Origin of the sequence: Streptomyces sp. NPDC058758 (genome assembly GCF_042746075.1) — a bacterium.
Taxonomy (GTDB): domain Bacteria; phylum Actinomycetota; class Actinomycetes; order Streptomycetales; family Streptomycetaceae; genus Streptomyces.
In genome coordinates, this window is record NZ_JBHYPS010000006.1 from 38,255 (window position 1) to 62,938 (window position 24,684).

The 24,684-nt window shown below is 73.0% G+C and carries 23 protein-coding genes; 14 read left to right on the forward strand and 9 right to left on the reverse strand.

Annotation, left to right across the window (positions count from 1 at the left end; translation table 11 throughout):
- Nucleotides 1–9: 9 nt before the first annotated feature.
- Both gcl and ACFW6A_RS09965 read left to right on the forward strand, forming a co-directional pair.
- A complete protein-coding gene (gene gcl, locus ACFW6A_RS09960) occupies nucleotides 10–1,797 on the forward strand; it encodes a glyoxylate carboligase (RefSeq protein ID WP_386478772.1) in 1,788 nt (595 codons plus the stop codon).
- Between the two features lie 112 nt (nucleotides 1,798–1,909).
- Nucleotides 1,910–2,314, forward strand: coding sequence for a hypothetical protein (locus ACFW6A_RS09965; protein WP_351850147.1), 405 nt, complete (start codon nucleotides 1,910–1,912; stop codon nucleotides 2,312–2,314).
- On the opposite strand, the gene ACFW6A_RS09970 is transcribed toward ACFW6A_RS09965, so the two are convergent.
- Nucleotides 2,311–3,303: an ArsR family transcriptional regulator gene (locus ACFW6A_RS09970; protein ID WP_351850148.1), complete on the reverse strand. Its 993-nt coding sequence runs from the start codon at nucleotides 3,301–3,303 to the stop codon at nucleotides 2,311–2,313. The two genes, ACFW6A_RS09965 and ACFW6A_RS09970, sit on opposite strands and share 4 nt — an antisense overlap.
- A gap of 213 nt (nucleotides 3,304–3,516) precedes the next feature.
- Between ACFW6A_RS09970 and ACFW6A_RS09975 the strand changes: the two genes are divergently transcribed.
- Nucleotides 3,517–4,719, forward strand: coding sequence for an MFS transporter (locus tag ACFW6A_RS09975; protein WP_386639997.1), 1,203 nt, complete (start codon nucleotides 3,517–3,519; stop codon nucleotides 4,717–4,719).
- On the opposite strand, the gene ACFW6A_RS09980 is transcribed toward ACFW6A_RS09975, so the two are convergent.
- The 4 genes from ACFW6A_RS09980 to ACFW6A_RS09995 form a co-directional block, all read right to left on the reverse strand.
- Nucleotides 4,655–5,314: an HNH endonuclease gene (locus tag ACFW6A_RS09980; RefSeq protein WP_386639742.1), complete on the reverse strand. Its 660-nt coding sequence runs from the start codon at nucleotides 5,312–5,314 to the stop codon at nucleotides 4,655–4,657. The two genes, ACFW6A_RS09975 and ACFW6A_RS09980, sit on opposite strands and share 65 nt — an antisense overlap.
- 521 nt (nucleotides 5,315–5,835) lie before the next feature.
- Nucleotides 5,836–7,293, reverse strand: a complete 1,458-nt coding sequence (locus ACFW6A_RS09985; protein ID WP_351850152.1) for a catalase — start codon at nucleotides 7,291–7,293, stop codon at nucleotides 5,836–5,838.
- A 189-nt stretch (nucleotides 7,294–7,482) separates the two neighbouring features.
- Entirely contained in the window at nucleotides 7,483–8,373 is an 891-nt protein-coding gene (locus ACFW6A_RS09990) for a 2-hydroxy-3-oxopropionate reductase (RefSeq protein WP_386639746.1), read from the reverse strand.
- Nucleotides 8,374–8,417: 44 nt separating this feature from the next.
- The gene (locus ACFW6A_RS09995) at nucleotides 8,418–9,251 is read right to left on the reverse strand and encodes a TIM barrel protein (protein ID WP_386639749.1); all 834 of its coding nucleotides are present in this window, start codon (nucleotides 9,249–9,251) and stop codon (nucleotides 8,418–8,420) included.
- 140 nt (nucleotides 9,252–9,391) lie between these two features.
- Between ACFW6A_RS09995 and ACFW6A_RS10000 the strand changes: the two genes are divergently transcribed.
- The 8 genes from ACFW6A_RS10000 to ACFW6A_RS10035 all read left to right on the forward strand — a co-directional run bounded on the left by ACFW6A_RS10000 (nucleotide 9,392) and on the right by ACFW6A_RS10035 (nucleotide 16,715).
- Nucleotides 9,392–9,652, forward strand: coding sequence for a hypothetical protein (locus ACFW6A_RS10000; protein WP_351850168.1), 261 nt, complete (start codon nucleotides 9,392–9,394; stop codon nucleotides 9,650–9,652).
- A gap of 44 nt (nucleotides 9,653–9,696) precedes the next feature.
- Nucleotides 9,697–10,017 (forward strand): helix-turn-helix domain-containing protein, encoded by a 321-nt coding sequence (locus tag ACFW6A_RS10005; RefSeq protein WP_386485271.1) that lies wholly within the window; start codon nucleotides 9,697–9,699, stop codon nucleotides 10,015–10,017.
- A 155-nt stretch (nucleotides 10,018–10,172) separates the two neighbouring features.
- The gene (uraD, locus tag ACFW6A_RS10010; RefSeq protein WP_351850156.1) at nucleotides 10,173–10,688 is read left to right on the forward strand and encodes a 2-oxo-4-hydroxy-4-carboxy-5-ureidoimidazoline decarboxylase; all 516 of its coding nucleotides are present in this window, start codon (nucleotides 10,173–10,175) and stop codon (nucleotides 10,686–10,688) included.
- Nucleotides 10,685–11,092: a hydroxyisourate hydrolase gene (gene uraH, locus ACFW6A_RS10015; RefSeq protein ID WP_351850158.1), complete on the forward strand. Its 408-nt coding sequence runs from the start codon at nucleotides 10,685–10,687 to the stop codon at nucleotides 11,090–11,092. The genes uraD and uraH overlap by 4 nt, the downstream gene beginning before the upstream one ends.
- Before the next feature lie 5 nt (nucleotides 11,093–11,097).
- Complete coding sequence (gene pucL, locus ACFW6A_RS10020) at nucleotides 11,098–12,021, forward strand: factor-independent urate hydroxylase (protein ID WP_351850160.1); 924 nt, start codon at nucleotides 11,098–11,100, stop codon at nucleotides 12,019–12,021.
- 93 nt (nucleotides 12,022–12,114) lie between these two features.
- Nucleotides 12,115–13,533, forward strand: a complete 1,419-nt coding sequence (locus tag ACFW6A_RS10025) for a nucleobase:cation symporter-2 family protein (protein ID WP_386639752.1) — start codon at nucleotides 12,115–12,117, stop codon at nucleotides 13,531–13,533.
- Between the two features lie 48 nt (nucleotides 13,534–13,581).
- On the forward strand, nucleotides 13,582–14,973 hold the full coding sequence (locus ACFW6A_RS10030; protein ID WP_351850165.1) for an 8-oxoguanine deaminase: 1,392 nt from the start codon (nucleotides 13,582–13,584) through the stop codon (nucleotides 14,971–14,973).
- Between the two features lie 392 nt (nucleotides 14,974–15,365).
- Nucleotides 15,366–16,715: a nucleobase:cation symporter-2 family protein gene (locus ACFW6A_RS10035; protein ID WP_351850738.1), complete on the forward strand. Its 1,350-nt coding sequence runs from the start codon at nucleotides 15,366–15,368 to the stop codon at nucleotides 16,713–16,715.
- 86 nt (nucleotides 16,716–16,801) lie between these two features.
- On the opposite strand, the gene ACFW6A_RS10040 is transcribed toward ACFW6A_RS10035, so the two are convergent.
- Nucleotides 16,802–17,401 carry a hypothetical protein gene (locus ACFW6A_RS10040; protein ID WP_386639757.1) on the reverse strand — a complete coding sequence of 200 codons (600 nt, stop codon included), beginning with the start codon at nucleotides 17,399–17,401 and terminating at the stop codon, nucleotides 16,802–16,804.
- Between the two features lie 182 nt (nucleotides 17,402–17,583).
- On the opposite strand from ACFW6A_RS10040, the gene ACFW6A_RS10045 reads away from it, so the two are divergent.
- Both ACFW6A_RS10045 and ACFW6A_RS10050 read left to right on the forward strand, forming a co-directional pair.
- Complete coding sequence (locus tag ACFW6A_RS10045) at nucleotides 17,584–18,504, forward strand: fibronectin type III domain-containing protein (protein WP_386478607.1); 921 nt, start codon at nucleotides 17,584–17,586, stop codon at nucleotides 18,502–18,504.
- Between the two features lie 57 nt (nucleotides 18,505–18,561).
- A complete protein-coding gene (locus ACFW6A_RS10050; protein WP_386639760.1) occupies nucleotides 18,562–20,358 on the forward strand; it encodes a hypothetical protein in 1,797 nt (598 codons plus the stop codon).
- Here ACFW6A_RS10050 and ACFW6A_RS10055 read toward each other — a convergent pair.
- The 3 genes from ACFW6A_RS10055 to ACFW6A_RS10065 all read right to left on the reverse strand — a co-directional run bounded on the left by ACFW6A_RS10055 (nucleotide 20,345) and on the right by ACFW6A_RS10065 (nucleotide 24,198).
- Nucleotides 20,345–21,490 carry a GDSL-type esterase/lipase family protein gene (locus ACFW6A_RS10055; protein WP_386478598.1) on the reverse strand — a complete coding sequence of 382 codons (1,146 nt, stop codon included), beginning with the start codon at nucleotides 21,488–21,490 and terminating at the stop codon, nucleotides 20,345–20,347. The genes ACFW6A_RS10050 and ACFW6A_RS10055 overlap by 14 nt on opposite strands.
- A 200-nt stretch (nucleotides 21,491–21,690) precedes the next feature.
- Nucleotides 21,691–23,313 carry a malate synthase A gene (gene aceB, locus ACFW6A_RS10060; RefSeq protein ID WP_351850674.1) on the reverse strand — a complete coding sequence of 541 codons (1,623 nt, stop codon included), beginning with the start codon at nucleotides 23,311–23,313 and terminating at the stop codon, nucleotides 21,691–21,693.
- A 255-nt stretch (nucleotides 23,314–23,568) separates the two neighbouring features.
- Nucleotides 23,569–24,198 (reverse strand): nucleotidyltransferase family protein, encoded by a 630-nt coding sequence (locus ACFW6A_RS10065; RefSeq protein WP_351850676.1) that lies wholly within the window; start codon nucleotides 24,196–24,198, stop codon nucleotides 23,569–23,571.
- Between the two features lie 156 nt (nucleotides 24,199–24,354).
- On the opposite strand from ACFW6A_RS10065, the gene ACFW6A_RS10070 reads away from it, so the two are divergent.
- Nucleotides 24,355–24,684, forward strand: coding sequence for a DUF5955 family protein (locus ACFW6A_RS10070; protein WP_351850678.1), 330 nt, complete (start codon nucleotides 24,355–24,357; stop codon nucleotides 24,682–24,684).

Here is a 24,684-nt window from a genome sequence, read left to right on the forward strand (position 1 = left end):
AGCACTCCCATGCCTCGTATGACCGCCGCCGCAGCGGCCGTTGAGATCCTCAAGCGCGAAGGCGTCACCAACGCGTTCGGCGTGCCCGGCGCGGCGATCAACCCCTTCTACCGCGAGCTCAAGAACGTCGGCGGCATCAGCCACACGCTGGCCCGCCACGTCGAGGGCGCCTCCCACATGGCCGAGGGCTACACCCGGGCCAAGGCCGGCAACATCGGTGTCTGCATCGGCACCTCCGGCCCCGCCGGCACCGACATGATCACCGGCCTGTACTCGGCGATCGCCGACTCCATCCCGATCCTGTGCATCACCGGCCAGGCCCCGGTCTCGAAGCTCCACAAGGAGGACTTCCAGGCCGTCGACATCGCCGCGATCGCCAAGCCCGTCACCAAGGCGGCCACCACCGTCCTGGAGGCCGCGCAGGTCCCCGGCGTCTTCCAGCAGGCCTTCCACCTGATGCGCTCCGGCCGTCCCGGCCCGGTCCTCATCGACCTGCCGATCGACGTCCAGCTCACCGAGATCGAGTTCGACCCCGAGACCTACGAGCCGCTGCCGGTCTACAAGCCGGCGGCCACCCGCGCCCAGGCCGAGAAGGCGCTGAGCTTCCTCCTGGAGGCCGAGCGCCCGCTGATCGTCGCCGGCGGCGGCATCATCAACGCCGACGCCACCGACCTCCTCGTCGAGTTCGCCGAGCTGACGAACATCCCGGTCATCTCCACCCTCATGGGCTGGGGCGCCATCCCCGACGACCACGAGCTCGCCGCCGGCATGGTCGGCGTCCAGACCGCGCACCGCTACGGCAACGCGACCTTCCTGGAGTCCGACACCGTCATCGGCATCGGCAACCGCTGGGCCAACCGCCACACCGGGTACAACCTGGAGGCGTACACCAAGGGCCGGAAGTTCGTCCACGTCGACATCGAGCCCACCCAGCTCGGCAAGATCTTCGCCCCGGACTACGGCGTCGCCTCCGACGCCAAGGCCGCCCTGGAGCTCTTCGTCGCCATCGCCAAGGAGTGGAAGGCCGAGGGCAGGCTCCCCGACTTCACCGCCTGGGCCGCCTCCGCGCAGGAGCGCAAGGCCACCCTCCAGCGCCGCACGCACTTCGACAACGTGCCGATCAAGCCGCAGCGCGTCTACGAGGAGATGAACAAGGCCTTCGGCCCGGAGACCCGGTACGTCACCACCATCGGCCTCTCCCAGATCGCCGCCGCGCAGTTCCTGCACGTCTACAAGCCGCGCCACTGGATCAACTGCGGCCAGGCCGGCCCGCTCGGCTGGACCATCCCCGCCGCCATCGGCGCCGCCACCGCCGACCCGGAGACCCCGGTCGTCGCGCTCTCCGGCGACTACGACTTCCAGTTCATGATCGAGGAGCTGGCGGTCGCCGCCCAGCACAAGGTCCCCTACGTCCACGTCCTCGTGAACAACGCCTACCTCGGCCTCATCCGGCAGGCGCAGGGCGGCCTCGGCATCAACTTCGAGGTCAACCTGGAGTTCGAGAACATCAACACCCCCGAGATCGGCGTCTACGGCGTCGACCACGTCAAGGTCGCCGAGGGCCTCGGCGTCAAGGCGATCCGCGTCGAGGACCCGGCCAAGCTGGGCGAGGCCCTGGAGCAGGCCAAGAAGATGGCCGTCGAGTTCCAGGTCCCGGTCGTCGTCGAGGCGATCCTGGAGCGCATCACCAACATCGCGATGAGCAAGACCGTCGACATGAGCGACGTCACCGAGTTCGAGGACCTGGCCACCGAGCCGGGCCACGCGCCCACCGCGATCAGGCCGCTCGCGGTCTGACCCCCGGCCCCTCCGGGCCCACCCGGCTCCCGCCCGCCCCCGTCGTCCACGTGACGGGGGCGGGCGGGCCCGTCGTTAGGCTGGAGCCCCCGCCCGGGTGAGGAGCCCCGCCATGACCACCGCCCCCGCCGTGACCCGCCTGGTCACCCACGTCGAGCTGAACCCGGCCCGCACCACCGACCGGCAGCTGGACGTGTCGGCCCGCCTGGAGGCCGAACTCCCCGACGGCCGCACCCTCGTCCTCCTCGACGACCGGGGCTGGGCCGAGAGCGTCGTGGGCGACGCCGCGATCAGGGACTTCCTCACGGTGGAATCCGTGGCGGAGACCGCCCGCACGGTCGTCGGCCCCGACGAGCCCCGCGACGGCGAGACCCGCGAGCAGGCCGAGGCCGCCCACTGGGGAGCCCTCGCCGGACTCCTCGCCCGCCGGGGCGTGCGCGTCGACGCCGCCGCCCTCGCGGCCCTCCCGCACGACGTCGTCCCCGGCGAACGCCTCCGCGCCTGGGCCGGCTTCTAGGACCCGTCCGCCCGCGCCCGCACGAGAACGGCCCCCGCCTCCGTCCACTCGTACAGCACCGAGCGCCCCGCCCGCGCGCGCCGCACCAGGCCGGCGTCGTGCAGCACCTTCAGGTGGCGTCCCACCGAACCCAGGCCCTGCCCGGTCAGCGCGACCAGCTGACTGGTGGACAGAGGCGTTTCGAGACGCGTCAGCACGCCCGCCCGGGCCGTTCCCAGGAGCGCGGCCAGCGCCCGGGGCACCGCCGGGCCCGCCCCGTCCGCCAGAACTCCCGCGCAGGGATAGACGATCGCGTACCGCTCGTCCCCCTCCCGCGACACGTCCCAGGACACCCAGCCCGTCGCCGGCGTCACCGGCACCAGCAGCAGCCGGCCGCCGTCGACCGAACGCGGCGGATAGTCACGGGCGTTGACCTGGATCCGGCCGTCGCCCAGCCAGCGGGTCCTGCCCGGGCACAGCTCGTCCAGCGTCGCCGCCCAGCCGTCCCGCGCCAGCCGCGCGGTCCTGGCCGTCACGTCGGCCTCCATCACCCGCCGCCGGCGCGGCCACTCCGGCAGCACCGTCTCCCGCCACACCCACTCCAGGAGCTCCGCGAGCCGCCCCGGCAGATCGCGCGCCGACGCCAGCGGCTCCGGTACGGGACCGGCGAGCGACACCTCCAGGTCGGCGAGGGCGACGGCCGGTGCGGTCGCGCGGACCACCGCCACCTCCTCCTCGAAGCACCGCTCGCCGTCGCCCGGCGGGGTGGGCGTCAGGAAGTCCGCGTTCCAGGTGGGGCTGATCGCCGCCCGCAGCAGCAGCCCGTCCAGCGGCTCCGCCGCGATCCGCGCCCGGTACGCCGGCAGGTGCTCCGCCAGCCACCCGCGCTCACCCGGATGCCCGGCCCGCTCCGCGCGCAGCGCCTTCAGCGCCGCGACGGTCTCGGCGAGCGGCGAGACGACGAACCTCCCCCCGGCGAGCGTGTCCGCCCCGATCCGCCACCACCCCATGCCCCGCCCTCCCGCCTCTCACCCCAAGCCCGCTCGCCTCAAGGCCCCTGGCCTGCACGCCCTTCCGTGCCCGGCCCTTCCGCGTCCACGCGCGTGCGCGCCCGTGCCCGTGCCCGTGACCTTTCGCCCTCGGGCGAAACAGTACCGGCGGGGGCGGGGGGTCCCCAGACTTCCGGCATGTCCCTTTCCCCGCCCCTGTCCGGGGGCTTCGCCGTGCCCCGCTACCGCGACCTGCTCCGGACGCCCGAGTTCGCGCCGCTCTTCCTCGCCGGTTCCGCGCAGGTCGCCGCGCAGACCGTGGCCGGGCTCGGGCTGGCCACGCTCGTGTTCCGGTCCACCGGGTCCCCGCTGCTCAGCGCGCTCGCGATGTTCGGTCCCTCGCTGGCGCAACTGCTCGGCGCCACCACGCTGCTGTCCGCGGCCGACCGGCTGCCGCCCCGTACCGCGCTCGCCGTCGTCGCGGTCGTCTTCGCGGCGGGCACGGCCTTCCAGGCCGTCCCCGGGATGCCGCTCGGCGCCGCCTTCGGGCTCCTCGCCGTGCTCGGGGTCGTCGGCTCGCTCGGCGGGGGAGTGCGGCTCGGGCTGCTCGGCGAGATCGTGCCCCGCGAGCGGTACCTGCTCGGGCGCGCGGTGATGAACATGGCCGTCGGCCTCTGCCAGATCGCCGGCTTCGCCGCCGGCGGCGTGCTCCTGGCCGTGCTCTCCCCGCGCGGCACCCTCCTCGCCGGCGCCGCCCTCTACCTGCTCGCCGCGCTCCTCTACCGCTTCGGGCTCACCGCCCGCCCGCCCCGCGCCGCCGGGCGCCCCTCGCCCGCCGAGACCTGGCGCACCAACGCCCGGCTGCTCGCCGACCGCCCCCGCCGGCTGCTGTACCTCGCGCTGTGGGTGCCGAACGGGCTGGTCGTCGGCTGCGAGGCGCTCTTCGTCGCGTACGCCCCCGACCGCGCCGGCCTGCTCTTCGCCTGCGCCGCCGTGGGCATGCTGGCGGGGGACACCGCCGTCGGCCGGTTCGTGCCGGAGCGGCTGCGGGCGCGGCTCGCCGCGCCCCTCCAGGCCCTGCTGGCGGCCCCGTACCTGCTCTTCGCGTTCGGCACGGGGCTGCCGCCGGCGGCAGCGGCGGCGGCCGTGGCCGTCTCCGCGGTCGGTTACGGCGCGAGCCTGCTGTACCAGGAGCGGCTGCTCGCGCTCGTCCCGGAGGAGTCGAGCGGGCACGCGCTCGGCCTGCACGGCTCCGGGATGCTCGCCTGCCAGGGCCTGGCCGCGGCCCTGGCGGGCGGACTCGCCCAGCTCACCTCGCCGGCGACGGCGATGGCCCTCCTCGCGGCGGCCTCGCTCGCCGTAACCGCCGCCCTCACCGCGGGGCTGTCGAGCGCTGCACCACGGTCTCCTCGCACGGCCCGTCGGCGAACAGCTTGAGCGCCTCCATCTCGTCCTTGTCCACCGTGAGCCCCCAGCGCAGCTTGGTGCCCACCCACTCGCCGACGTAGCGGCAGTAGGCGGCGTTGCCGTCGGGCACCCATTCCGCCGGGTCCTGACCGGCCTTGGCCCGCAGGCTGCGGGCGGTGACGGCGGTCAGGGTGGCGGCCGCCCCCTGGTCGTTGGCGTACTTCGCCCGCCGGGCCGCGGTCCAGCCGGACGCCCCCGAGGCCCACGCCTCCGCCAGGGGGACGAGGTGGTCGACGCGGAGCAGCGCCGGGTCGGTGACGCTCTGGCCGTCGTAGTACGAGGTCCACCGGCCGCCCGTGAGCGCGCAGCCGCCGCCGGTGGCGGGCGCCTCGACGGCCTCCGCGAGCAGCACCTCGGCGCGGGTGTCGCAGCCGTCGGCCGCGTCGAGGCCCTCGTCCCAGTGCGGGAACGCCGCCTCCCGGTATCCGGCCGGGTCCTCTGCGGCCTCGGTCAGTTCGGCGAGCGCGTCGGGGAAGAGCTGGACGCCTGCGGAGGCGGCGGGGGCGGCGAGCGGGGACAGGACGAGGGCGAGCGGGACCAGCCCGCGCATCAGGTTCTTGATCACGTACCGCTGCATAGCGCCGTGCCCGGGGCGCACGGGGCCCGCATCGCGGTGCGCTCCGCCGAGCGGGTGCGGATCTTCACCGCAGAAACGATGCGCTGCCGGGGTGCCGGGGTGCCGGGGCGCCGGGGGAGAGGTGCCGGGGGTGCCGGGGCATGGAAAAGAGCGCGGAACCAGGGACCGTAAACCTGGTTCCGCGCTCTCGTCTGGTGTCCGCCCGGCGGCACGAGGCTGGCGCGACAGGACGTTCGCGCCGCCGGGCGGGGTCTGTGGTGCCTCCCGCGTGCGGGGAGGGCGTGGGGACCGCGGCGGCTGCGGCGGACGCTTCGGCCGGTCCCTTCCTTCAGGTCTGGAAGGGGGGCCGGGCGTCCTGGCCACCGCACTGGCTCGCAGCCGCCGCGGTCTCACGCTGTCCATGAACACCGGCCACCCCTCATCCGGGCCGGTGTTCCGGACGGCGTACGGCATTGACCTCCCGTCAGATGCCGTACGCGGTCTGGGGATCCGTGGAGGATCCGGGGAGACTAGTCCTCGCGCAGGGCGCGGACGGCCTCCTCCACCCGCTTGCCGTACTCGGCGTCGGCCGCGGCGAAGTGGGCGAGGTTCTTCTCGATGACGTCCTCGCGGGACACCTGGGACAGACCGCCGGCGATGTTGGCGATCAGACGGCCCTTCTCCTCCTCCGACATCAGGCGGTACAGCTCGCCGGCCTGGAAGAAGTCGTCGTCCTTGGTGTGCTGCGGGGCTGCGTGGGTGCCGGTCCAGCCGTGGATCGCGAGCGGCGCGGAGAGCGGCGTGTCGGTCTGGGCCGGGCCCTGGTACGAGTTGGGCTCGTAGTTCTTGTCGTACCGCGAGCCGTTGCGGGTCGCCATGGCGCCGTCGCGGCCGTAGTTCTCGGCGACCGTCGCCCTGGGGGCGTTCACCGGGAGCTGGGTGTGGTTGACGCCGAGGCGGTAGCGGTGGGCGTCCGCGTAGGCGAAGAGGCGGCCCTGGAGCATCTTGTCCGGCGAGGGGCCGATGCCCGGGACGAAGTTGTTCGGGGAGAACGCGGCCTGCTCGACCTCGGCGAAGACGTTGTCCGGGTTCCGGTCGAGGACCATGCGGCCCACGCGCTGGAGCGGGTAGTCGGCGTGCGGCCACACCTTGGTGAGGTCGAACGGGTTGAAGCGGTACTCGGCGGCCTCGGCGGCCGGCATGACCTGCACGTACAGGGTCCAGGAGGGGTTCACGCCGCGCTCGATGGCCTGGAGCAGGTCGGTCTGGTGCGAGTTGGCGTCCTTGCCGACGAGCTCGGCGGCCTGGTCGGAGGAGAGGGAGCGGACGCCCTGGTTCGTCTTGAAGTGGTACTTGACGAAGAAGGCCTCGCCCGCCTCGTTGGTCCACTGGTAGGTGTGCGAGCCGTAGCCGTTCATGTGACGGTACGAGGCCGGGATGCCGCGGTCGCCCATGAGCCAGGTGATCTGGTGGGTGGCCTCGGGGGCGTGCGCCCAGAAGTCCCAGACGTTGTCCGGCTCCTGCTTGCCCGTGAAGGGGTCGCGCTTCTGGGAGTGGATGAAGTCGGGGAACTTGATCGGGTCCTTGATGAAGAACACCGGGGTGTTGTTGCCGACGAGGTCGTAGTTGCCCTCCTCGGTGTAGAACTTCACCGCGAAGCCGCGCGGGTCGCGGACCGCGTCCGCGCCGCCCAGCGAGTCGGCCACGGTGGAGAAGCGGATGAACAGCTCCGTCTTCTTGCCCACCTCGCCGAGGAAGTTCGCCTTGGTGTAGGCGGTGACGTCGTCGGTCACCTCGAAGTAGCCGTACGCGCCGGAGCCGCGGGCGTGCACCACGCGCTCCGGGATCCGCTCACGGTTGAAGCGCGCGAGCTTCTCCAGGAGGTGCTGGTCCTGGAGGAGGAGCGGGCCACCGACGCCGGCGGTGGCGGAGTTCTGGTTGTCGGCGACGGGGGCGCCGGACTCGGTCGTAAGCACGCGCTTCGACATGGTGGCCTTTCCCTACATGATGCTGCTGACGATGCCGTGGAGCGTAGGTTCGCTCGGAACACGACGTCAACAGTTTGTTGAAATTGAAGTGTGGTGTTCCGGTCGGCGGCGGCGCCTGGGCGCGACAGGACAGGTGTCAGCACCGCCGCCGACCGGAAATCTGGGGCCCCGCCGAGGCGGGGCGGCAGGTCAGACCTGCGCGCCGGAGAGACGCTCGACGGCGCGGAGCAGGGCCGAGTGGTCCAGGCCGCCGTCACCCTGCGCGCGCAGCGAGGCGACGAGCTGGGCGACCACGGCGCCGACCGGGAGGGCCGCGCCGACGTTGCGGGCGGCGTCGGTCACGATGCCCATGTCCTTGTGGTGCAGGTCGATCCGGAAGCCGGGCTTGAAGTCCCGGTTCAGGAAGTTGTCCTTCTTGCGGGTCAGCACGGTCGAGCCGGCCAGACCGCCGTTGAGGACGTCCAGGGCGGCGTTCAGGTCCACGCCGGACTTCTCCAGGAAGACCACGGCCTCGGCGCACGCCTGGATGTTCACGGCGACGATGAGCTGGTTGGCCGCCTTGACCGTCTGGCCGGAGCCGTGCGGGCCGCAGAGGACGATGACCTTGCCGAGGGCCTCCAGGATCGGGAGGGCCTCGTCGAAGTCGGCCTGCTCGCCGCCGACCATGATGGAGAGCACGGCCTCGATGGCGCCGGCCTCGCCGCCGGAGACGGGCGCGTCGATGACGCGGATGCCCTTCTCCTTGGCGTTCTTGGCCAGGTCGACGGAGGTCTGCGGGGTGATCGACGACATGTCGATGATCAGCGCGCCCTGATTGGCGTTCTCCAGGATGCCCTCGGGGCCGTAGGAGATGGCCTCGACCTGCGGGGAGGCGGGCACCATCGTGATGACCACGTCGGCGTCCTTGACGGCCTCGGCGATCGAGCCGGCCGCGGTGCCGCCGGCGGCGGCCAGGCGCTCCAGCTTGTCCTGCTCCAGGGTGAAGCCGGTGACCGAGTAGCCGGCCTTGATCAGGTTCTCGGACATGGGGGAGCCCATGATGCCGAGGCCGATCCACGCGATCTTGGGGAGGTTGCTCATGAGGGTGCCTCTCAAAACAAGGTGATACGGGGAGGGAGCCTGCGTCAGCGGGCCGGGCGGGCCTCTGCGGCGAGCCACTCGAAGGACGCGGCGGCGTCGGCGGCCTTGTACTCCAGGCCGACCCAGCCGTCGTAACCGGCCTTCCTCAGCTCGTCGAGGAGCTGCTCCAGGGGGAGCTCGCCGGTGCCCGGGGCGCCGCGGCCCGGCATGTCCGCGATCTGGACGTGACCGGTCTTCGCCGCGTACTCGGCGATCACCGCGCTGACGTCCTCGCCGTTCATGGCCAGGTGGTAGATGTCGAGGAGGAACTTGGCGTTGCCGAGCCCGGTGGCCTCGTTCACCTTGTCGACGACCTCGATCGCGGAGGGGGCGCTCACCAGCGGGTAGAGCGGCGACTCCGGCTTGTTCAGGGTCTCGATCAGCAGGATCGCGCCGACGCGGTCGGCGGCGCGGGCGGCCAGGACCAGGTTCTCCAGGGCGAGGGCGTCCTGGGCCTCCGGGTCGACGCCCTCGACGCGGTTGCCGTAGAGCGCGTTGAGCGCCTTGCAGCCGACCGAGGCGGCGAAGTCCGCGGCGATGTCGATGTTGGCCTTGAAGCGGTCGGACTCCTCGCCCGGGACCGAGACCGCACCGCGGTCCGGGCCGGGGAGCTGTCCGGCGTAGAAGTTCAGGCCCACCAGCTGGGTGCCGGCGTCCTCGAGGGCCTTCCTGAGGGCGTCGAGCTCACTCTGCTCGGGGGTGGCGGTGTCGATCCAGGGCCACCACAGCTCGACCGCGGTGAAGCCGGCCGCGGCGGCGGCCGCGGGGCGCTCCAGGAGCGGGAGTTCCGTGAAGAGGATCGACAGGTTCACATCGAAGCGCTGGTCCGAGTATCCCATGAGGGGCGGCGCTCCTTCCGTATTGCGGAAGTCGTTTTCTGTCTGACGGAATGTTGCAAGTCCGTGGCGCCGCTTGTCAAGGGCTCCCTCCCACTCCGGGGCTCCCCAGGGCCCGGTCAGGGCCGTAGCGTGGGGGCATGGTGCGTTTGAGAGTGGAGTTCACGACCGAGCCGTTCGACCTCGACGAGGCGCCGGCGCACGCGGTCGTGGCCCGTGAGGTCATCCAGTCGGCCGAACTGGACGCCGTCGACGTCGGCCCCTTCGGCAACACCGCGGAAGGCGGCGCCGACGCCGTCCTCACCGCCGTCGACGAGCTGCTGCGCAAGGCGCTCGACGCCGGTGCCACCCGGGTCTCGCTCCAGGTCAACGTGATCGGTGAGGGCGGGGAGGACGCGAAGTGACCGAGCACCCCTTGGCGGCGGCGGTGAAGCCGCTGGTCGACGCGATGGGCGCGGAAGTGCTGGAGCCTGCGCAGGCGGCGGCGGACGACGTCGTCCTGTCCTGGGAGGGCGAGGACATCCTCGCCGTGCGGCTGCCGCAGCTGTCGGACTCCCTGGACCACATCCTCGCGGCGATGGAGCGGCGGCACGGGGTGCCGCTGTCCGCACTCGACCGCAAGGCCAAACAGGAGGTCGTGCGGCTCCTGGAGGCGCGCGGGGCCTTCTCCGTGCGCCACGGAGTGGAGACGGTGGCGGGTGCGCTGGGTGTCAGCCGCTTCACCGTCTACAACTACCTGAACAGGGAAAACGCCTCCAAGAACGCCTAGTTGATCAAGAATTGCCACAAGCCGTCGTCCGCATGTCGGGACGACGGCTTTTGTGTCACCGAGTTTTCAACAAAGTGTTGACGTGGTGTTGCCGAGGGCGTTAGCTATCCGCAGCCCGTCCGACGCACAGCGAAAAACAGCCACGGAGGCTTCCCGTGACTTCAGGTACGACACCGGGCCTCGCCCGGTTCAACACCTCGGCGGACAGCGAGGCTCTCGCCGCGCTCCACGAGGTGTGCACCAGTTCGGCGTGGGGGAGCAAGGTCCTCGCCCAGCGCCCGTACGCCACCGCCGAAGCCCTCTTCCTCGCCAGCGACGCCGCCATGGCCGAACTGACCGCCGAGGACCTGGCCGAGGCGATGGCGGGCCACCCGCCGATCGGTCGCCCGAAGGAAGGGGACGCCACCTCCACCCGCGAGCAGAGCGGGATGGCCGGCTCCTCCGCCGAACTCAAGGCCGAGATGCTCGAACTGAACCTGGCCTACCAGGAGAAGTTCGGCCACGTGTTCCTCATCTGCGCCACCGGCAGGACCGGCGAGCAGATGCGCGACGCGGTCCGGGAGCGGATCGGCAACACGCCCGAACGGGAGCGCGAGATCGTCCGCACCGAACTGGGCAAGATCAACCGCATCCGGCTCACCCGTCTCGCAGAGGAAGAGAGCGCCGCATGAGCACCGACACCACGGCCTCGGTGTCCACCCACATCCTGGACACCAGCATCGGACGCCCCGCGGAGGGCGTGGCGATCACCCTCGCCGCCCGCGCCGGCTCCGACGCCGCCTGGGTCACGCTCGGCGGCTCGGCCACCGACGCCGACGGACGGTGCAAGGACCTTCCGGCCCTGCCGGTCGGCACCACCCACGTACGCCTCGACTTCGAGACCGAGGCGTACTTCCTGAGCAAGCAGAACCAGCAAGCCGAGGCGCAGCAGGACGCCCCCGCGAATCGGGACAGCGGTACGGCCGGTGCTTTCTTCCCGGAGGTGGCGATCACGTTCGCCGTCGTCCCGGGCCAGCACTACCACGTACCGCTGCTGCTCAACCCGTTCGGCTACTCCGTTTACCGAGGGAGCTAGCAGACATGCCCACGATTCTCGGCCAGAACCAGTACGGCAAAGCAGAGAACCGCGTCGTCAAGATCACGCGGGACGGCGCCACCCACCACATCAAGGACCTGAACGTCTCCGTCGCCCTCTCCGGCGACCTCAGCGACGTCCACCTCACCGGCTCCAACGCCAACTGCCTCCCCACCGACACGACGAAGAACACCGTCTTCGCGTTCGCCAAGGAGTACGGCATCGAGTCCGCCGAGCAGTTCGGCATCCACCTCGCCCGCCACTTCGTGACGAGCCAGGAGCCGATCAAGCGCGCCCGGATCCGGATCGAGGAGTACGCCTGGGAGCGCATCGCCTCCTCGGACGCCAACTCCAAGTTCATCGGCGCCGACGAGGTCAACCACTCCTTCGCCCGCAAGGGCCAGGAGACCCGGGTCACCCAGATCACCTACGACGGCGCGAAGTGGGAGGTCATCTCCGGCCTCAAGGACCTCGTCGTCATGAACTCCACCAACTCGGAGTTCTGGGGCTACATCAAGGACCAGTACACCACCCTCCAGGAGGCGTACGACCGCATCCTGGCCACCCAGGTGTCCGGCCGCTGGCGGTTCAACTGGACCGACGACGACCAGCGCATGCCCAACTGGGAGCGGTCCTACGAGCAGACCAAGAAGCACATGCTGGAAGCCTTCGCGGAGACGTACTCGTACTCCCTCCAGCAGACCCTCTACCAGATGGCCACGCGGATCATCAACCACCGCGCGGAGATCGACGAGGTGCGCTTCTCGCTCCCGAACAAGCACCACTTCCTGGTGGACCTGGAGCCCTTCGGGCTGAAGAACGACAACGAGGTCTACTACGCCGCGGACCGCATGTACGGCCTCATCGAGGCCACGGTCCTGCGTGACGGCGCCGAGGCGCTGATCCCGGTCGACATGACCAACCTCTGAGTGGCACCACATCTCTGAGCGGCACTGAGTGACCCGGTCCCCGCCCGCCCGCAGTCGGGCGGGGACCCGGCACCAGACCGGAGGGAACCCAGCATGGCACTGCCCGCAAAGGGGCCGGCATCCGCCGAAGGCCCGTGTTCCACCCCGTCGTCCACCGCGGCCCCGTCCCAGGCCGCCTGCCATCCGGTGGACGAGAAACTCCCCGCCTCGCGGCTCGTCCCCGCGGCGCTCCAGCACATCGCCGCCATGTACGCCGGCGTCGTCACCCCTCCGCTCATCATCGGCCAGGCCGTCGGCCTGGACGCGGCCGGGATGACCCGGCTCATCGCCGCCAGCCTCCTGATCGCCGGTCTCGCCACCATCCTGCAGACCCTCGGCGTCCGGAACCTCGCCGGCAACCGGCTCCCGTTCGTCAACGCCGCCTCCTCCGCGGGCATCGCCCCCATGCTGGCCATCGCCGAGACGAGCGCCCCCGGCCACCAGCTCCCCGCCATCTACGGCGCGGTCATGGTCGCCGGCGCCTTCTGCCTCGCCGTCGGCCCCTTCTTCGGCCGGCTGCTGCGCTTCTTCCCGCCGCTCGTCACCGGCGTCGTCATCACCCTGATCGGCGTCACCCTGATGCCCGTGCCCGTCGGCTGGGCCCAGGGCGGCGACAAGACCGCCGCCGACTTCGGCGCCATGAAGTACCTCGCGCTCGCCGGCTTCACCCTGGTCGTCGTCCTGCTCTTCCAGCGCTTCGGCCGCGGCTTCGTCAAGCAGATCGCGCTGCTCCTCGGCCTGCTCATCGGCACCCTCGCCGCGATCCCCTTCGGCATGGCGGACTTCTCCGCCCTGCGCGAGGCGCCCGTCGCCGCCCTCCCGTCCCCCTTCGCCTTCGGCACCCCCGAGTTCCAGCCCGCCGCGATCCTCTCCCTGTGCATCGTGATGCTGGTCCTCATGACCGAGTCCAGCGCCGGGATGCTCGCCCTCGGCGAGATCTGCGAGCGACCCAGCGACGGGAAGACCATCACCCGGGGCCTGCGCACCGACGGCATCGCCACCCTGCTCGGCCCCGTCTTCGGCGGCTTCCCCACCTCCGCCTTCGCGCAGAACGTCGGCGTCGTCTCGCTCACCCGGGTCCGCTCCCGCTACGTGGTCGCCGTCGCCGGCGGCGCCCTCCTGGTGCTCGGCGCCTTCCCGGTCCTCGGAGCGGTCGTCTCCATGGTCCCGATGCCCGTCCTTGGCGGCGCCGGCATCGTCCTCTTCGGCTCCATCGCGGTCAGCGGCATCCGGACCCTCTCCGAGGCCGGACTCGACGACAGCTCCAACATCATCCTGGTGGCCGTCGCGCTCGGCGCGGGCATCATCCCGCTCGCCGCGCCCACCTTCTACGCCGGGTTCCCCGCCTGGGCGCAGACGGTGCTCGGCTCCGGCATCAGCGCGGGCGCGCTCGTCGCCGTCCTGCTGAACCTGTTCTTCCACCATCTCGGCACCCGGAGCCGTCACGCGGCCCCGGCACTCAAATCCTCCTAGGGTCCTGCCGTGCCCACCCCACCCATGAGGAATGAAGGAAGCACCGCCATGGCAGCACCTTCGGCAGCCCCCCAGCGCATCGTCATCGAGAACGCGGCGATCGCGACCGTCGACGCGCACGACACCGAGTACGCCTCCGGCCACCTCGTCGTCGCCGACAACAAGATCGAGTCCCTCGGCGCCGGCAAGGCCCCCGAGAACCTGGAGAACGTGGTCCGGCGGATCGACGCCACCGGCCACCTGATCACCCCGGGCCTGGTCAACACCCACCACCACTTCTACCAGTGGATCACCCGGGGCCTCGCGACCGACCACAACCTGTTCAACTGGCTGGTCGCGCTCTACCCCACGTGGGCGCGGATCGACGAGGCCATGGTCCGCGTCGCCGCCCAGGGCTCGCTCGCCATGATGGCCCGCGGCGGCGTCACCACCGCCATGGACCACCACTACGTCTTCCCGAAGGGCTCCGGCGACCTGTCCGGTGCCATCATCGGCGCCGCCTCCGACATGGGCGTGCGCTTCACGCTGGCCCGCGGCTCCATGGACCGCAGCGAGAAGGACGGCGGCCTGCCGCCGGACTTCGCCGTCGAGACCACCGAGGGCGCGCTCGCCGCGACCGAGGAGACGGTGAAGAAGCACCACGACGCCTCCTTCGACTCGATGACGCAGGTCGCCGTCGCCCCCTGTTCGCCCTTCTCCATCTCCACCGAGCTGCTCCGCGAGGGCGCCGCCCTCGGCCGCCGCCTCGGCGTGCGCATGCACACCCACGGCTCGGAGACCGTGGAGGAGGAGAAGTTCTGCCACGAGCTCTTCGGCATGGGCCCGACCGACTACTTCGAGTCGACCGGCTTCCTCGGCGAGGACGTGTGGATGGCGCACTGCGTCCACATGAACGACTCCGACATCGCCGCCTTCGCCCGCACCAAGACCGGCGTCGCGCACTGCCCGTCGTCGAACGCCCGCCTCGCCGCCGGCATCGCCCGCGTCCCCGACATGCTGCGGGCGGGCGTCCCGGTCGGCCTCGGCGTCGACGGCACCGCCTCCAACGAGTCCGGCGAGCTCCACACCGAACTGCGCAACGCCCTGCTCGTCAACCGCCTCGGCGCCCACCGCGAGGCCGCGCTCAACGCCCGCCAGGCCCTGCGCCTCGGCACCTACGGCGGCGCGCAGGTCCTCGGCCGCGCCGACAACATCGGCTCCCTGGAGGCCGGCAAGCTCGCCGACTTCGTCCTCTGGAAGATCGACGGCCTCGGCCACTCGTCCATCGCCGACCCGGTCACCGCCATCGTCTTCGGCGCGGCGGCCCCGGTCACCGCCTCCTTCGTCAACGGCAAGCAGATCGTCGAGAACAACCGACTGCTCTTCGCCGACGAGGAGCAGATCGCGCGTGACGCGCGCGCGGAGGCGCAGCGCCTGGCCCGCATCGCGGCCCAGGGCTGACCCTCCCCCCGGAGTCCGGTCGAGGGGGACGGCCCTCGACCGGTCGCCGCGGACCCGAGCGGGGTCCGCGGCAGCCCGACCGGGAGGCGCCGTGCGCACCAGTCGCACGGCGCCCCCGGGACGGCGAGGCGTTCCCGCACCCCCACCGGGCGCCCCGCCCCCGCGCCGCACCCCTTCCTCCGGCGCACCGCACCACCCCGTTCCGAGCCGCACCTCCTGCACTTCGCACCGCATCGCACCACCTCCCTGACACCCGCGTCACCGCCGACGTGTACCCGACCGGAGGAACCGCCGTGGCCGACGAGCCCCAGGTTCGCAATGCACAAGACGCAGGCACCGCCCCGGAAGGCCGGACCAAGCATCCGGTCGACGAGACCCTGCCCCCACTGAAGATGTTCACCAGCGGCCTCCAGCACGTGGCCGCGATGTACGCGGGCGTGGTGGCCCCGCCGCTGATCGTCGGAGCGGCCGTCGGCCTCTCCGGCACCGAGCTGACCTTCCTGACCGGCGCCAGCCTCTTCACCGCCGGCCTCGCGACCTTCCTCCAGACCCTCGGCGTCTGGAAGATCGGCGCCAAGCTCCCCTTCGTCAACGGCGTCACCTTCGCGGGCGTGGCCCCGATGCTCGCCATCGTCGACACGACGGAGGACAAGGCCGACGCCCTGCCGATCATCTTCGGCGCGATCATCGTCGCCGGTCTCCTCGGCTTCCTCGCCGCGCCGTGGTTCTCCCGGCTGGTGCGGTTCTTCCCGCCGGTCGTCACCGGCACCGTGATCACCCTCATCGGCATCTCGCTGCTGCCGGTCGCCTTCGGCTGGGCCCAGGGCCCCAACCCGGCGGCGGACGACTACGGTTCGGGCAAGTTCCTCGCCCTGGCCGCCGTCACCCTGGCCGTCGTCCTGCTGCTGCGCCGCTTCACCCGCGGCTTCCTCAAGCAGATCGCGGTCCTCGTCGGCCTGGTCCTCGGCACGCTGATCGCCATACCCTTCGGCGTCACCGACTTCTCCCCGGTGACCGAGGCGGACATCGTCGGCTTCCCGAGCCCCTTCCACTTCGGCGCCCCGCAGTTCGCCCTCGCCGCGATCGTCTCGATGTGCGTGGTCATGCTGGTCTCGATGACCGAGTCCACCGCCGACATGCTGGCGCTGGGCGAGATCGTCGAGCGGCCCGCGGACGAGAAGACCATCGCGGCCGGCCTGCGCGCCGACACCCTCGGCTCGGCGCTCAGCCCGCTCTTCAACGGCTTCATGTGCAGCGCCTTCGCCCAGAACGTCGGCCTGGTCGCCATGACCCGGATCCGCAGCCGCTTCGTCGTCGCCTGCGGCGGCGGCCTGCTGGTCCTGATGGGCCTGTCGCCGGTGATGGCCTCGCTGATCTCGGTCGTGCCCCGCCCGGTCCTCGGCGGCGCCGGCGTCGTCCTCTTCGGCTCGGTCGCGGCCAGCGGCATCCAGACCCTGGTCAAGGCCGGCCTGGAGAAGGACAACAACGTCCTCATCGTGGCCGTCTCGATCGCGGTCGGCATCATCCCGATCACCAAGCCGGACTTCTACCACGCCTTCCCGGAGACCGCCCAGATCATCCTGGACTCCGGCATCTCCACCGGCTGCGTGGCCGCCGTCCTGCTCAACGTGGTCTTCAACCACTTCGGCCGCCGCGCGGACGACGACGAGGTGACCGCGCCGATGGAGCCGGGCGACGAGATCTCGGAGACCCGCGGCGCCAAGGCGGCCCACGTCCACTAGGACCCGCCGCACCCGCCCCGCCCGCCCCGGGCCCCGCGCACCGCGCGGGGCCCGGGGCACCGCCGTCCCCCGGGGCGCCCGCGCCCTCACCGCCACTCCAGCGCGATCCGCCGGGCGCACTCGCGGGCCAGCGCCGGATAGGCGGCGGCGATCGCCTCGTACAGCCTGCGCCGCAGCAGCCGTTCGGCCTCCCGGCGGCCGGTGTCGCCGTACAGCCCGTCGAGCAGCGTCTCGTACCGGACCAGCGCCTGCCGCAGATAGCCCACCTGCCAGCGCACGAGCGAGCTGGCCGGTGCCGGCGCGTCCCCTCCGCCCGGGCCGCGGGCGGTCAGCAGGTGCCGGTGGCGGGCCGCCCGCCGCTCCAGCTCGGCCGCGGGCAGCCGCGGCACCAGGATCGGCTCGGCCCGGATCGCCGCGAGCACGGCGGCCCGCCGCCCCTCGGCGAGCACCCCGACGGCGGCGGTCCTGTGCGTCCGGGCCAGGGCCGAGGAGGCCGCCGCGAACTCCGGCGTCCGCTCCACCGACTCCACCCGTGCCAGCAGGTACAGCCGCAGCGGCGCGGGCGCGTACCGCCGCGGATCGCGCCCCTGCACGTCCGGCAGCCCCAGCAGCTCCCGCACCATCGCGTCGGTCCAGCCGCGCCGCCGCACACCGGCCGGCGACACGTACAGCGAACGGTCCGTCATGATCCCCCCAAGAATCGACTACGGAGAGTAACGGTTCCAGTGGAGCACGCCCCACTGACAACGCCCCCTTGCGCACCGCTTCCCCCGCGTGCCATATAGGTCTGGACCTTTCCGACGGAGATGGAGGCCGGCCCGTGCGACGCCCCCGACGCCCGCTTGCCGCAAGCCTGTTGACCACCGGGATGCTCGCCGCCCTCGTCGCCTGCTCCGGCGCCGGGGCCCCGGAGGCGGACACCACCCCGCCCGCCGCCCCCACCGGCCTCACCGCCGCCTCCGGCAGCGCCACCACCGTCCACGTCATGTGGGAGGCCGCCACCGACGACCGCGCCGTCACCGGCTACCAGGTCCTCCAGGACGGCCGCCAGGTCAAGGAGGTCCCCGCCACCACCGTCATGACCGACGTCACCGGCCTCGCCCCCGGCACCCGCCACACCTTCGCCGTCCGCGCCCGGGACGCCGCCGGCAACACCTCGCCCGCCACCCCCGCCGTCCCCGCGACCACCCTCCGCGCCACCGCCGAGGACCGCGAACCCCCCACCGCCCCCCGCGCCCTGCGCGCCGCCCCCGACGGCCCCGGCGCCGCCGTCCTCACCTGGACCGCCGCCCGCGACGACACCCGCGTCACCGCCTACGACGTCTACCAGGCCGGTGTCCGCGTCCACACCGCCCCCGGCACCGCCACCACCGCCCGCCTCACCGGCCTGCGCCCCGGCACCGCCTACTCGCTCACCCTCCGCGCCCGCGACGCCGCCGAGAACTCGTCCCCGGACAGCCCCCCGGCCGACCTCACCACCGCCCCCGCCCCCGGCGCGCCCCCCAACACCTCCCCGCTCGCCCTCCGGGCCGACTCCGCCCACGGCGAGATCACCCTCACCTGGACCCCGCCGAAGACCGGGGCCCCCGTCACCCACCACGAACTCCACATCGACGGCCGCTTCGCCACCACCATCGTCTGGGGCACCGCCCCGCCCCCCGGCCGCGCCGCCTACACCTTCCCGGCCCAGGCGAAACCCGGCACCCGCCTCACCCTCACCCTCCGCGCCCGCCTCCCCGACGGCACCTGGGGCGACTTCTCCGCCCCCCGCGCGGTCGTGGTCCGCTGACCCCGCCCGGGGGTGTCCCTCAGGCCGTTCCCGGCACCCCCGAACTACCCTGGAACCGTGGCCGAGACCGTTCTCACCAATACCGGGCTGGACCGTTTCCTCGCGCGCCTCGACGGCGGGGCCGAGGCACGGGACCCCGCCTTCCGGCGGGCCGCCGAGGTGGTCCTGGGCCTGCTGGCGCTGCGCGGGGCCGACCGGGGGAGCGGGATGCCCGAGCCGGGGCCCGCGCTCGTGCGCCGGCTGCTCGTGGAGGACCTGCCGGCCTTCGTCTACGTGCCGCCGGGAGAGCTGGCGGCCTACCCGGCCGTGCTGGAGGCGCTCGCGGGGTGCTTCGACGGGGGCCTGCGCGAGCGGGTCGCCGCCGTCGTCGGCGAGAACGCCGGGGACTTCGAGCGGGCCATGGGCGATCCGGGCAACCTCACCTGGTACCGGTGGTACGCCTCCCTGCTGCGGACCGTGGGGGCCGACCTCGGCGACGCCGAGGACGTCCGGCGGCGGATCGGCGCCCTCGACGGCGCGCCGCTGCCCGACGGGGTGCTGCGGGCCGACCTCATGGGGCGGACCGCGCTCGCCGACACCGTCCTCGCCGAGGCCGTCGCCCGCGCCTACGTGCGCGACGCCGAGCGGCCGCCCGCCGCGGGCCCGCTCCTCACCGACCACGCCGTCGCCGCCGGCGTCGGCCGGGTCGCCGCCGCGCTCCTCGACCGCTGGACCGCCGCCGGCCTCGCCGAGCAGCTCACCGGGGCGTACGCCCACTTCGCGCCCGGCCCCGACGACTTCCCCCACCTCGTCCTCGCCGACGCCCTCCTCGACGAGCACATGGACTACCACGGCGACCCCGGCATCGCCCTCCCGCCGTCCCGGCCCGCCGGGGACGGGGACCCCGAGCGGGACGCCGATGCCCTGCTCGCCGCCGTCGAGGAACTGGCCGAGGAGGAGTACGAGCCGTACGGCGGCGAGGCGCCGCACCTGCTGTACGCGCTCTACCAGCGCGGCTGCGCCGCCGACTCGATCGCCCGCCGCGCCGCCGAGTACGAGGACTGGACCGTCGACCCGGCCCTGGAGGACGTGCCGGTGACCGTGCCGGAGGGCGTCACCGGCGCCTACGTCACCCCGCCGGTGCCCGAACTCGTGCGGCTGCTCGGCTCCGCAGGCCTCGGCGAGGACGACCGGGCCCGCCTGGAGGGCCCCGCCCGCGAACTCGCCGCCGTCGCCGACCGGCTCGCCGCCACCGGCCTGGTCCTGCGCGCCGGGGACGCCTTCGGCCTGACCCCGCGCGGCGCCGCCACCGTCCGCTACCTCCTGCGGGTGCGCGGGATCGCGGCCCCCACCGCCGCCGAGGCGACGGCCTGGTCCGCCCGGGAGCTGGTGGCCGCCGCCGCGCGCTGGCCGCAGGCGCCCGCCGCGCACGCGCTGGCCGACTGGCTGCACGCGCGCGGGGACACCGCCGAGGCCTGGTCGGAGCTGCTGGCCGCGTTCGGCGCCGTCCACCCGCACGCCGCCGAAGGAGCCGACGTACGCGCCCTGTTCGGGCTCCTCGACACCGCGACCGCCCCGCCCGGTGCCCTGCGCGGGGCCCTGCGCGACCCGGTGACCGGCGCCTACGCGCTGCACGCGCTCCGGGCGCGCGGCGAGGAGGCCGACGCGGTCCAGGTGCCGGTGTCGGCCCGCGCCCTGTTCGTCCTCGACCGCCTGCCCGGCAAGAAGGGGCCGCTGGAGTCCCGGCGGGCCGCCTTCGACGCCGCCGCCGCCGACTGGCCGGGCGGCTCGGCCGCCCTGGTCAGGGCGATGGCCGAGGCCGACCCGCACGGCGCCGGCCGGGTCCTCGGCCCCCTCGGCATCAGCCTGCCGTGAGGTACATCCCCGAGGGGCCCGCGCCCGCCGTGTTCCGGCAGGACCGGTGCCCCGACGGGACCGCCCGGATCAGCGCCAGACAGCGGCCGAGCGCCTGCTGGCCGTAGGCGTTGGGGTGCATGGACTCCTGGACGAGGCCCTGGGTGCTCTGGCTGTCGATCCACCGCGCCCACTCGCTCGTCGCGCCCGAGGGCGGCAGCGCGGCGGTCGCCTGGCGGCTCGCCTTCGCGCACACCTCGCGGCCCTGGAGCGCGTCCCGCAGGTCCAGGAACTGCGCGTCCTTCGCCACCGCGACCTGCCGCAGCCGGCCGGAGAGCTGGGGGACGAGGGAGTCCCGCGCCCAGTCGGCGTCCTTGTTCCAGAACGGGCAGCCGCCGGTGTTCGTCCGGGACCAGCCGCTCTCGGGGTAGCGGTTCTCGGCCGCGCGGGGGAGCGGCGACGGGTAGGACTGGAGCACGATCCGGTAGTCGGAGGCCGCGTAGCCCGCGTCGGCCATCACCGCCCGGACCTCGTCGACGGCCTTCCCGACGGAGGCCGTCACGGCGTCGATCCTGGCGTCGACCTCGGCCTGCTGGTCGTCGTGGCAGTAGGAGTACCAGACGAGGTAGTCGGTGGCGCAGGCGGTGATGATGTCGGCGAAGCCGAGGTCGTTGCCGCCGACGGAGAGGACGATCAGCTCCACGTCGTGCGAGGCGGCGACGGCGGCCAGCCGGTCGGCCTGCGGCGCCTCGCCCTTGTATGCCCGGCCGCCCTGCGAGGCGCGGAAGACGTTCTCGGTGGTGGCGCCGGAGCAGGCCAGGTTGATCAGGGAGCTCGCGATCGGCCCGGCGCTGCGCACCTCGGAGACGTCGGAGCGGTGGCAGCCGCCGGCGGTGGAGCCGTACACCCGGGTGGGGTCGTAGCCGCTGCCGGTCCAGGCGCGGTCCGTGCCGTCGCGGCTGCCGGAGTTCGTGAGGCCGTTGCCGAGCCAGCGGCCGGCCTCGCCGGAGATGTAGCTGTCGCCCATCGCGACGACGGCGGTGGGGCCGGTGCCGGGGGCGGCGGAGGCGGGCGGGGCGGCGACGGAGGCGAGTCCGGCGGCGGTACACAGTGCCAGGAGTGCGCGCAGCGCGCGGTGGGGGGTCGAGGGCATGGCTGTGCTCCTGCGGTACGCAGTGACGTGGGGGACGACCGCCGGCCGGTGGCATGGCGGAATCTCGCACGGCCCGGCTTGTTACCGCTAGGTAGCTGCACATCTCGGTTCCGTCACGTCCCCTGTGACGCGACAGGCCCCGTCCCCCGGAGCTGTGCGTTCACCGGGGACGGGGCCTGGACGGGCGGGGCGTGGGGGCGTCAGCCGACCAGCTGCTCGTACGCGGGCAGGGTGAGGAAGTCCGCGTAGTCGGCGTCGAGCGAGACGTGGAGGAGGAGGTCGTGGGCCTGCTGCCACTTGCCGGCCGCGAAGGCCTCCTCGCCGATCTCGGCGCGGATGGCGGCGAGCTCCTCGGCGGCGACCTTGCGGGCCAGCTCGGGGGTGGCGGTCTCGCCGTTCTCGAAGACCACGCCGGCGTTGATCCACTGCCAGATCTGGGAGCGGGAGATCTCGGCGGTGGCCGCGTCCTCCATGAGGTTGAAGATGGCGACGGCGCCGAGGCCGCGCAGCCACGCCTCGATGTAACGGATGCCGACCTGGGCCGCGTTGCGCAGTCCGTCGTACGTCGGCTTCGCGTCGAGCGAGTCGATGGCGATGAGGTCGCCGGGGGCCACCGAGACGTCCTCGCGCAGGCGGTCCTTCTGGTTGGGCTTGTCGCCGAGGACGGCGTCGAAGGAGGCCATGGCGATCGGGACCAGGTCGGGGTGGGCCACCCAGGAGCCGTCGAAGCCGTCGCCGGCCTCGCGGTCCTTGTCGGCCTTGACCTTCTCGAAGGCGACCTTGTTGACCTCGGCGTCCTTGCGGGACGGGATGAAGGCCGCCATGCCGCCGATCGCGTGCGCGCCGCGCTTGTGGCAGGTGCGGACGAGGAGTTCGGTGTACGCCCGCATGAACGGGGCGGTCATCGTCACCGCGTTGCGGTCCGGGAGGACGAACTTGGCCCCGCCGTCACGGAAGTTCTTGACGATGGAGAAGAGGTAGTCCCAGCGGCCCGCGTTCAGGCCGGCGGCGTGGTCGCGGAGCTCGTAGAGGATCTCCTCCATCTCGTACGCGGCCGTGATGGTCTCGATGAGGACCGTGGCGCGGACGGTGCCCTGCGGGATGCCGACGTAGTCCTGGGCGAAGACGAAGATGTCGTTCCAGAGGCGGGCCTCCAGGTGCGACTCGGTCTTCGGCAGGTAGAAGTACGGGCCCTTGCCGAGGTCGATCAGGCGCTGCGCGTTGTGGAAGAAGTACAGGCCGAAGTCGACGAGCGCTCCGGGCACCGCGCGGCCCTCGAAGGCGAGGTGACGCTCCTCCAGGTGCCAGCCGCGCGGGCGCATGACGACCGTCGCCAGCTCCTCGGCGGGCTTGAGGGCGTACGACTTGCCGGTGCGCGCGTCGGTGAAGTCGATGTTCCGGGTGTACGCGTCGATCAGGTTGAGCTGGCCGAGGACGACGTTCTCCCAGGTGGGGGCCGAGGCGTCCTCGAAGTCCGCGAGCCACACCCGCGCGCCCGAGTTGAGCGCGTTGATCGTCATCTTCCGGTCGGTCGGACCGGTGATCTCGACGCGGCGGTCGTTCAGGGCCGCCGGGGCCGGGGCGACCTTCCAGGAGTCGTCGGCGCGGATCGCCGCGGTCTCCGGCAGGAAGTCGAGGGTGGAGGTGCGGGCGATCTCGGCCCGGCGCTCCGCGCGGCGGGCCAGCAGCTCGTCACGGCGCGGGGTGAACCGGCGGTGGAGCTCGGCGACGAAGGCGAGGGCCGCCTCCGTCAGCACCTCCTCCTGGCGCGGCAGGGGCTCGGCGTCGACGACGACCAGGGGGGACGGCGCTGGTGCGGACATGAACTGTCACTTCCTTCAGCGGACTACGCGTGCGGTACCGGGCGGCCGCCGGGCGTCACGGACGGCACGGAGTGCCGCGGGTGCCGAGATACGGCCGCGAGCGCCCTCGCAGGGGCTCAGGCGCTTCTACGCAGTGGATATTAGTTTCCTCATGGTGGAAGTTCAATCGTTTGTTGATGTCGAGATTCTTCGGGTCGACAGAACGTGGCTCCCGGTGCCAGGCCCTTCACTCCAGGTGCCCGCCCCCGCCCGGTCTCACCCCTCCAGCCGGTACAGGTCCGCCTCCGTGTCGACGTCGAAGGGCTCGGCCACGTCCCCGCACTCCACCAGCGCGATCGCGTCGCGGTGCGCCGCCAGGTACTCCCGTGCCCCCTGGTCGCCCTCCGCGCCCGCCGCGATCCCCGCCCAGCGGTCCGCCCCGAACAGCACCGGGTGCCCGCGCCTCCCCCCGTACGAGGCCGCCGCCAGCGCGTCCCGCCCGCCGTACGCCCCCCGCACCCGGGCCACCGCCGCCGCCCCGATCCCCGGCTGGTCCACCAGCGACACCAGCGCCGCGTCCACCCCGCCCGGATCCGCCGCCAGCGAGGCGAGCCCCACCCGCAGCGAGGAGCCCATCCCGCCCTCCCACTCCGGGTTCTCCACCACCACGCAGCCCGGCAGCTCCGCCCGCTCCCGCACGAGCTCCGCCGAGGCGCCCAGCACCACGTGCACCACCGCGCAGCCGCCCTCGCGCAGCACCCGCACCGCGTGTTCGACCAGCGGCCGGCCCCGGTACGGCAGGAGGGCCTTCGGACGCCCGCCGAGCCGGCGGCCGCCGCCGGCGGCGAGCAGCAGCCCGGCGACGGGCGGAGGGGAGGAAGGGGAGGGAGAGGCTGTCTTCGTCATGGGGACTGCATACCGCACGACGCGGAATGACACGGTCGCATGAATGCGCGGCACGCACTCTTCCCCGCCGGGCGGCCGGGGAGTTAACTGACCCCCACTCAGGGCGCCCGACCACCGCCCGGGGCAAGGGGAGCGGACGTCTCGGAGCGGGGGACCGTGTTGCGGAGCGTGGGGCAGAGGCGAGTGACCGGCGAGGCAGTGGACCCGAGGGTGACCGGACTGCGGTCCGCCGTGTCCCGGCTCCGGCGGGAACTGGCCGGACACCGGGTGGACCTCGCCGACCGGGAGGTCGCCGAGGACGAACTCGCCGCGCTCGACGCGATGGCGGTGAGCGGCGCCCCCGAGGTGTGGCGGCTGCGCCGCAGCCTGCTGCTCGTCGCCGGCTCGCTCGGCTCCGTCAGCGCCCTCTCCGAGGCGCTGACCGGCGTCCGCCACGCGGTCGAGCTCTTCGGCCCCGCCGTACCGCCGCAGCCGCCCGCGCCCTGA

Coding starts and splice junctions, on each gene's coding strand:
- gcl (WP_386478772.1), top strand. CDS start 10: ATGCCTCGTATGACCGCCGCCGCAGCGGCCGTTGAGATCCTCAAGCGC.
- ACFW6A_RS09965 (WP_351850147.1), top strand. CDS start 1,910: ATGACCACCGCCCCCGCCGTGACCCGCCTGGTCACCCACGTCGAGCTG.
- ACFW6A_RS09970 (WP_351850148.1), bottom strand. CDS start 3,303: ATGGGGTGGTGGCGGATCGGGGCGGACACGCTCGCCGGGGGGAGGTTC.
- ACFW6A_RS09985 (WP_351850152.1), bottom strand. CDS start 7,293: ATGTCGAAGCGCGTGCTTACGACCGAGTCCGGCGCCCCCGTCGCCGAC.
- ACFW6A_RS09990 (WP_386639746.1), bottom strand. CDS start 8,373: ATGAGCAACCTCCCCAAGATCGCGTGGATCGGCCTCGGCATCATGGGC.
- ACFW6A_RS09995 (WP_386639749.1), bottom strand. CDS start 9,251: ATGGGATACTCGGACCAGCGCTTCGATGTGAACCTGTCGATCCTCTTC.
- ACFW6A_RS10005 (WP_386485271.1), top strand. CDS start 9,697: ATGGGCGCGGAAGTGCTGGAGCCTGCGCAGGCGGCGGCGGACGACGTC.
- uraH (WP_351850158.1), top strand. CDS start 10,685: ATGAGCACCGACACCACGGCCTCGGTGTCCACCCACATCCTGGACACC.
- pucL (WP_351850160.1), top strand. CDS start 11,098: ATGCCCACGATTCTCGGCCAGAACCAGTACGGCAAAGCAGAGAACCGC.
- ACFW6A_RS10025 (WP_386639752.1), top strand. CDS start 12,115: ATGGCACTGCCCGCAAAGGGGCCGGCATCCGCCGAAGGCCCGTGTTCC.
- ACFW6A_RS10030 (WP_351850165.1), top strand. CDS start 13,582: ATGGCAGCACCTTCGGCAGCCCCCCAGCGCATCGTCATCGAGAACGCG.
- ACFW6A_RS10035 (WP_351850738.1), top strand. CDS start 15,366: ATGTTCACCAGCGGCCTCCAGCACGTGGCCGCGATGTACGCGGGCGTG.
- ACFW6A_RS10040 (WP_386639757.1), bottom strand. CDS start 17,401: ATGACGGACCGTTCGCTGTACGTGTCGCCGGCCGGTGTGCGGCGGCGC.
- ACFW6A_RS10045 (WP_386478607.1), top strand. CDS start 17,584: ATGCTCGCCGCCCTCGTCGCCTGCTCCGGCGCCGGGGCCCCGGAGGCG.
- ACFW6A_RS10055 (WP_386478598.1), bottom strand. CDS start 21,490: ATGCCCTCGACCCCCCACCGCGCGCTGCGCGCACTCCTGGCACTGTGT.
- aceB (WP_351850674.1), bottom strand. CDS start 23,313: ATGTCCGCACCAGCGCCGTCCCCCCTGGTCGTCGTCGACGCCGAGCCC.
- ACFW6A_RS10065 (WP_351850676.1), bottom strand. CDS start 24,198: ATGACGAAGACAGCCTCTCCCTCCCCTTCCTCCCCTCCGCCCGTCGCC.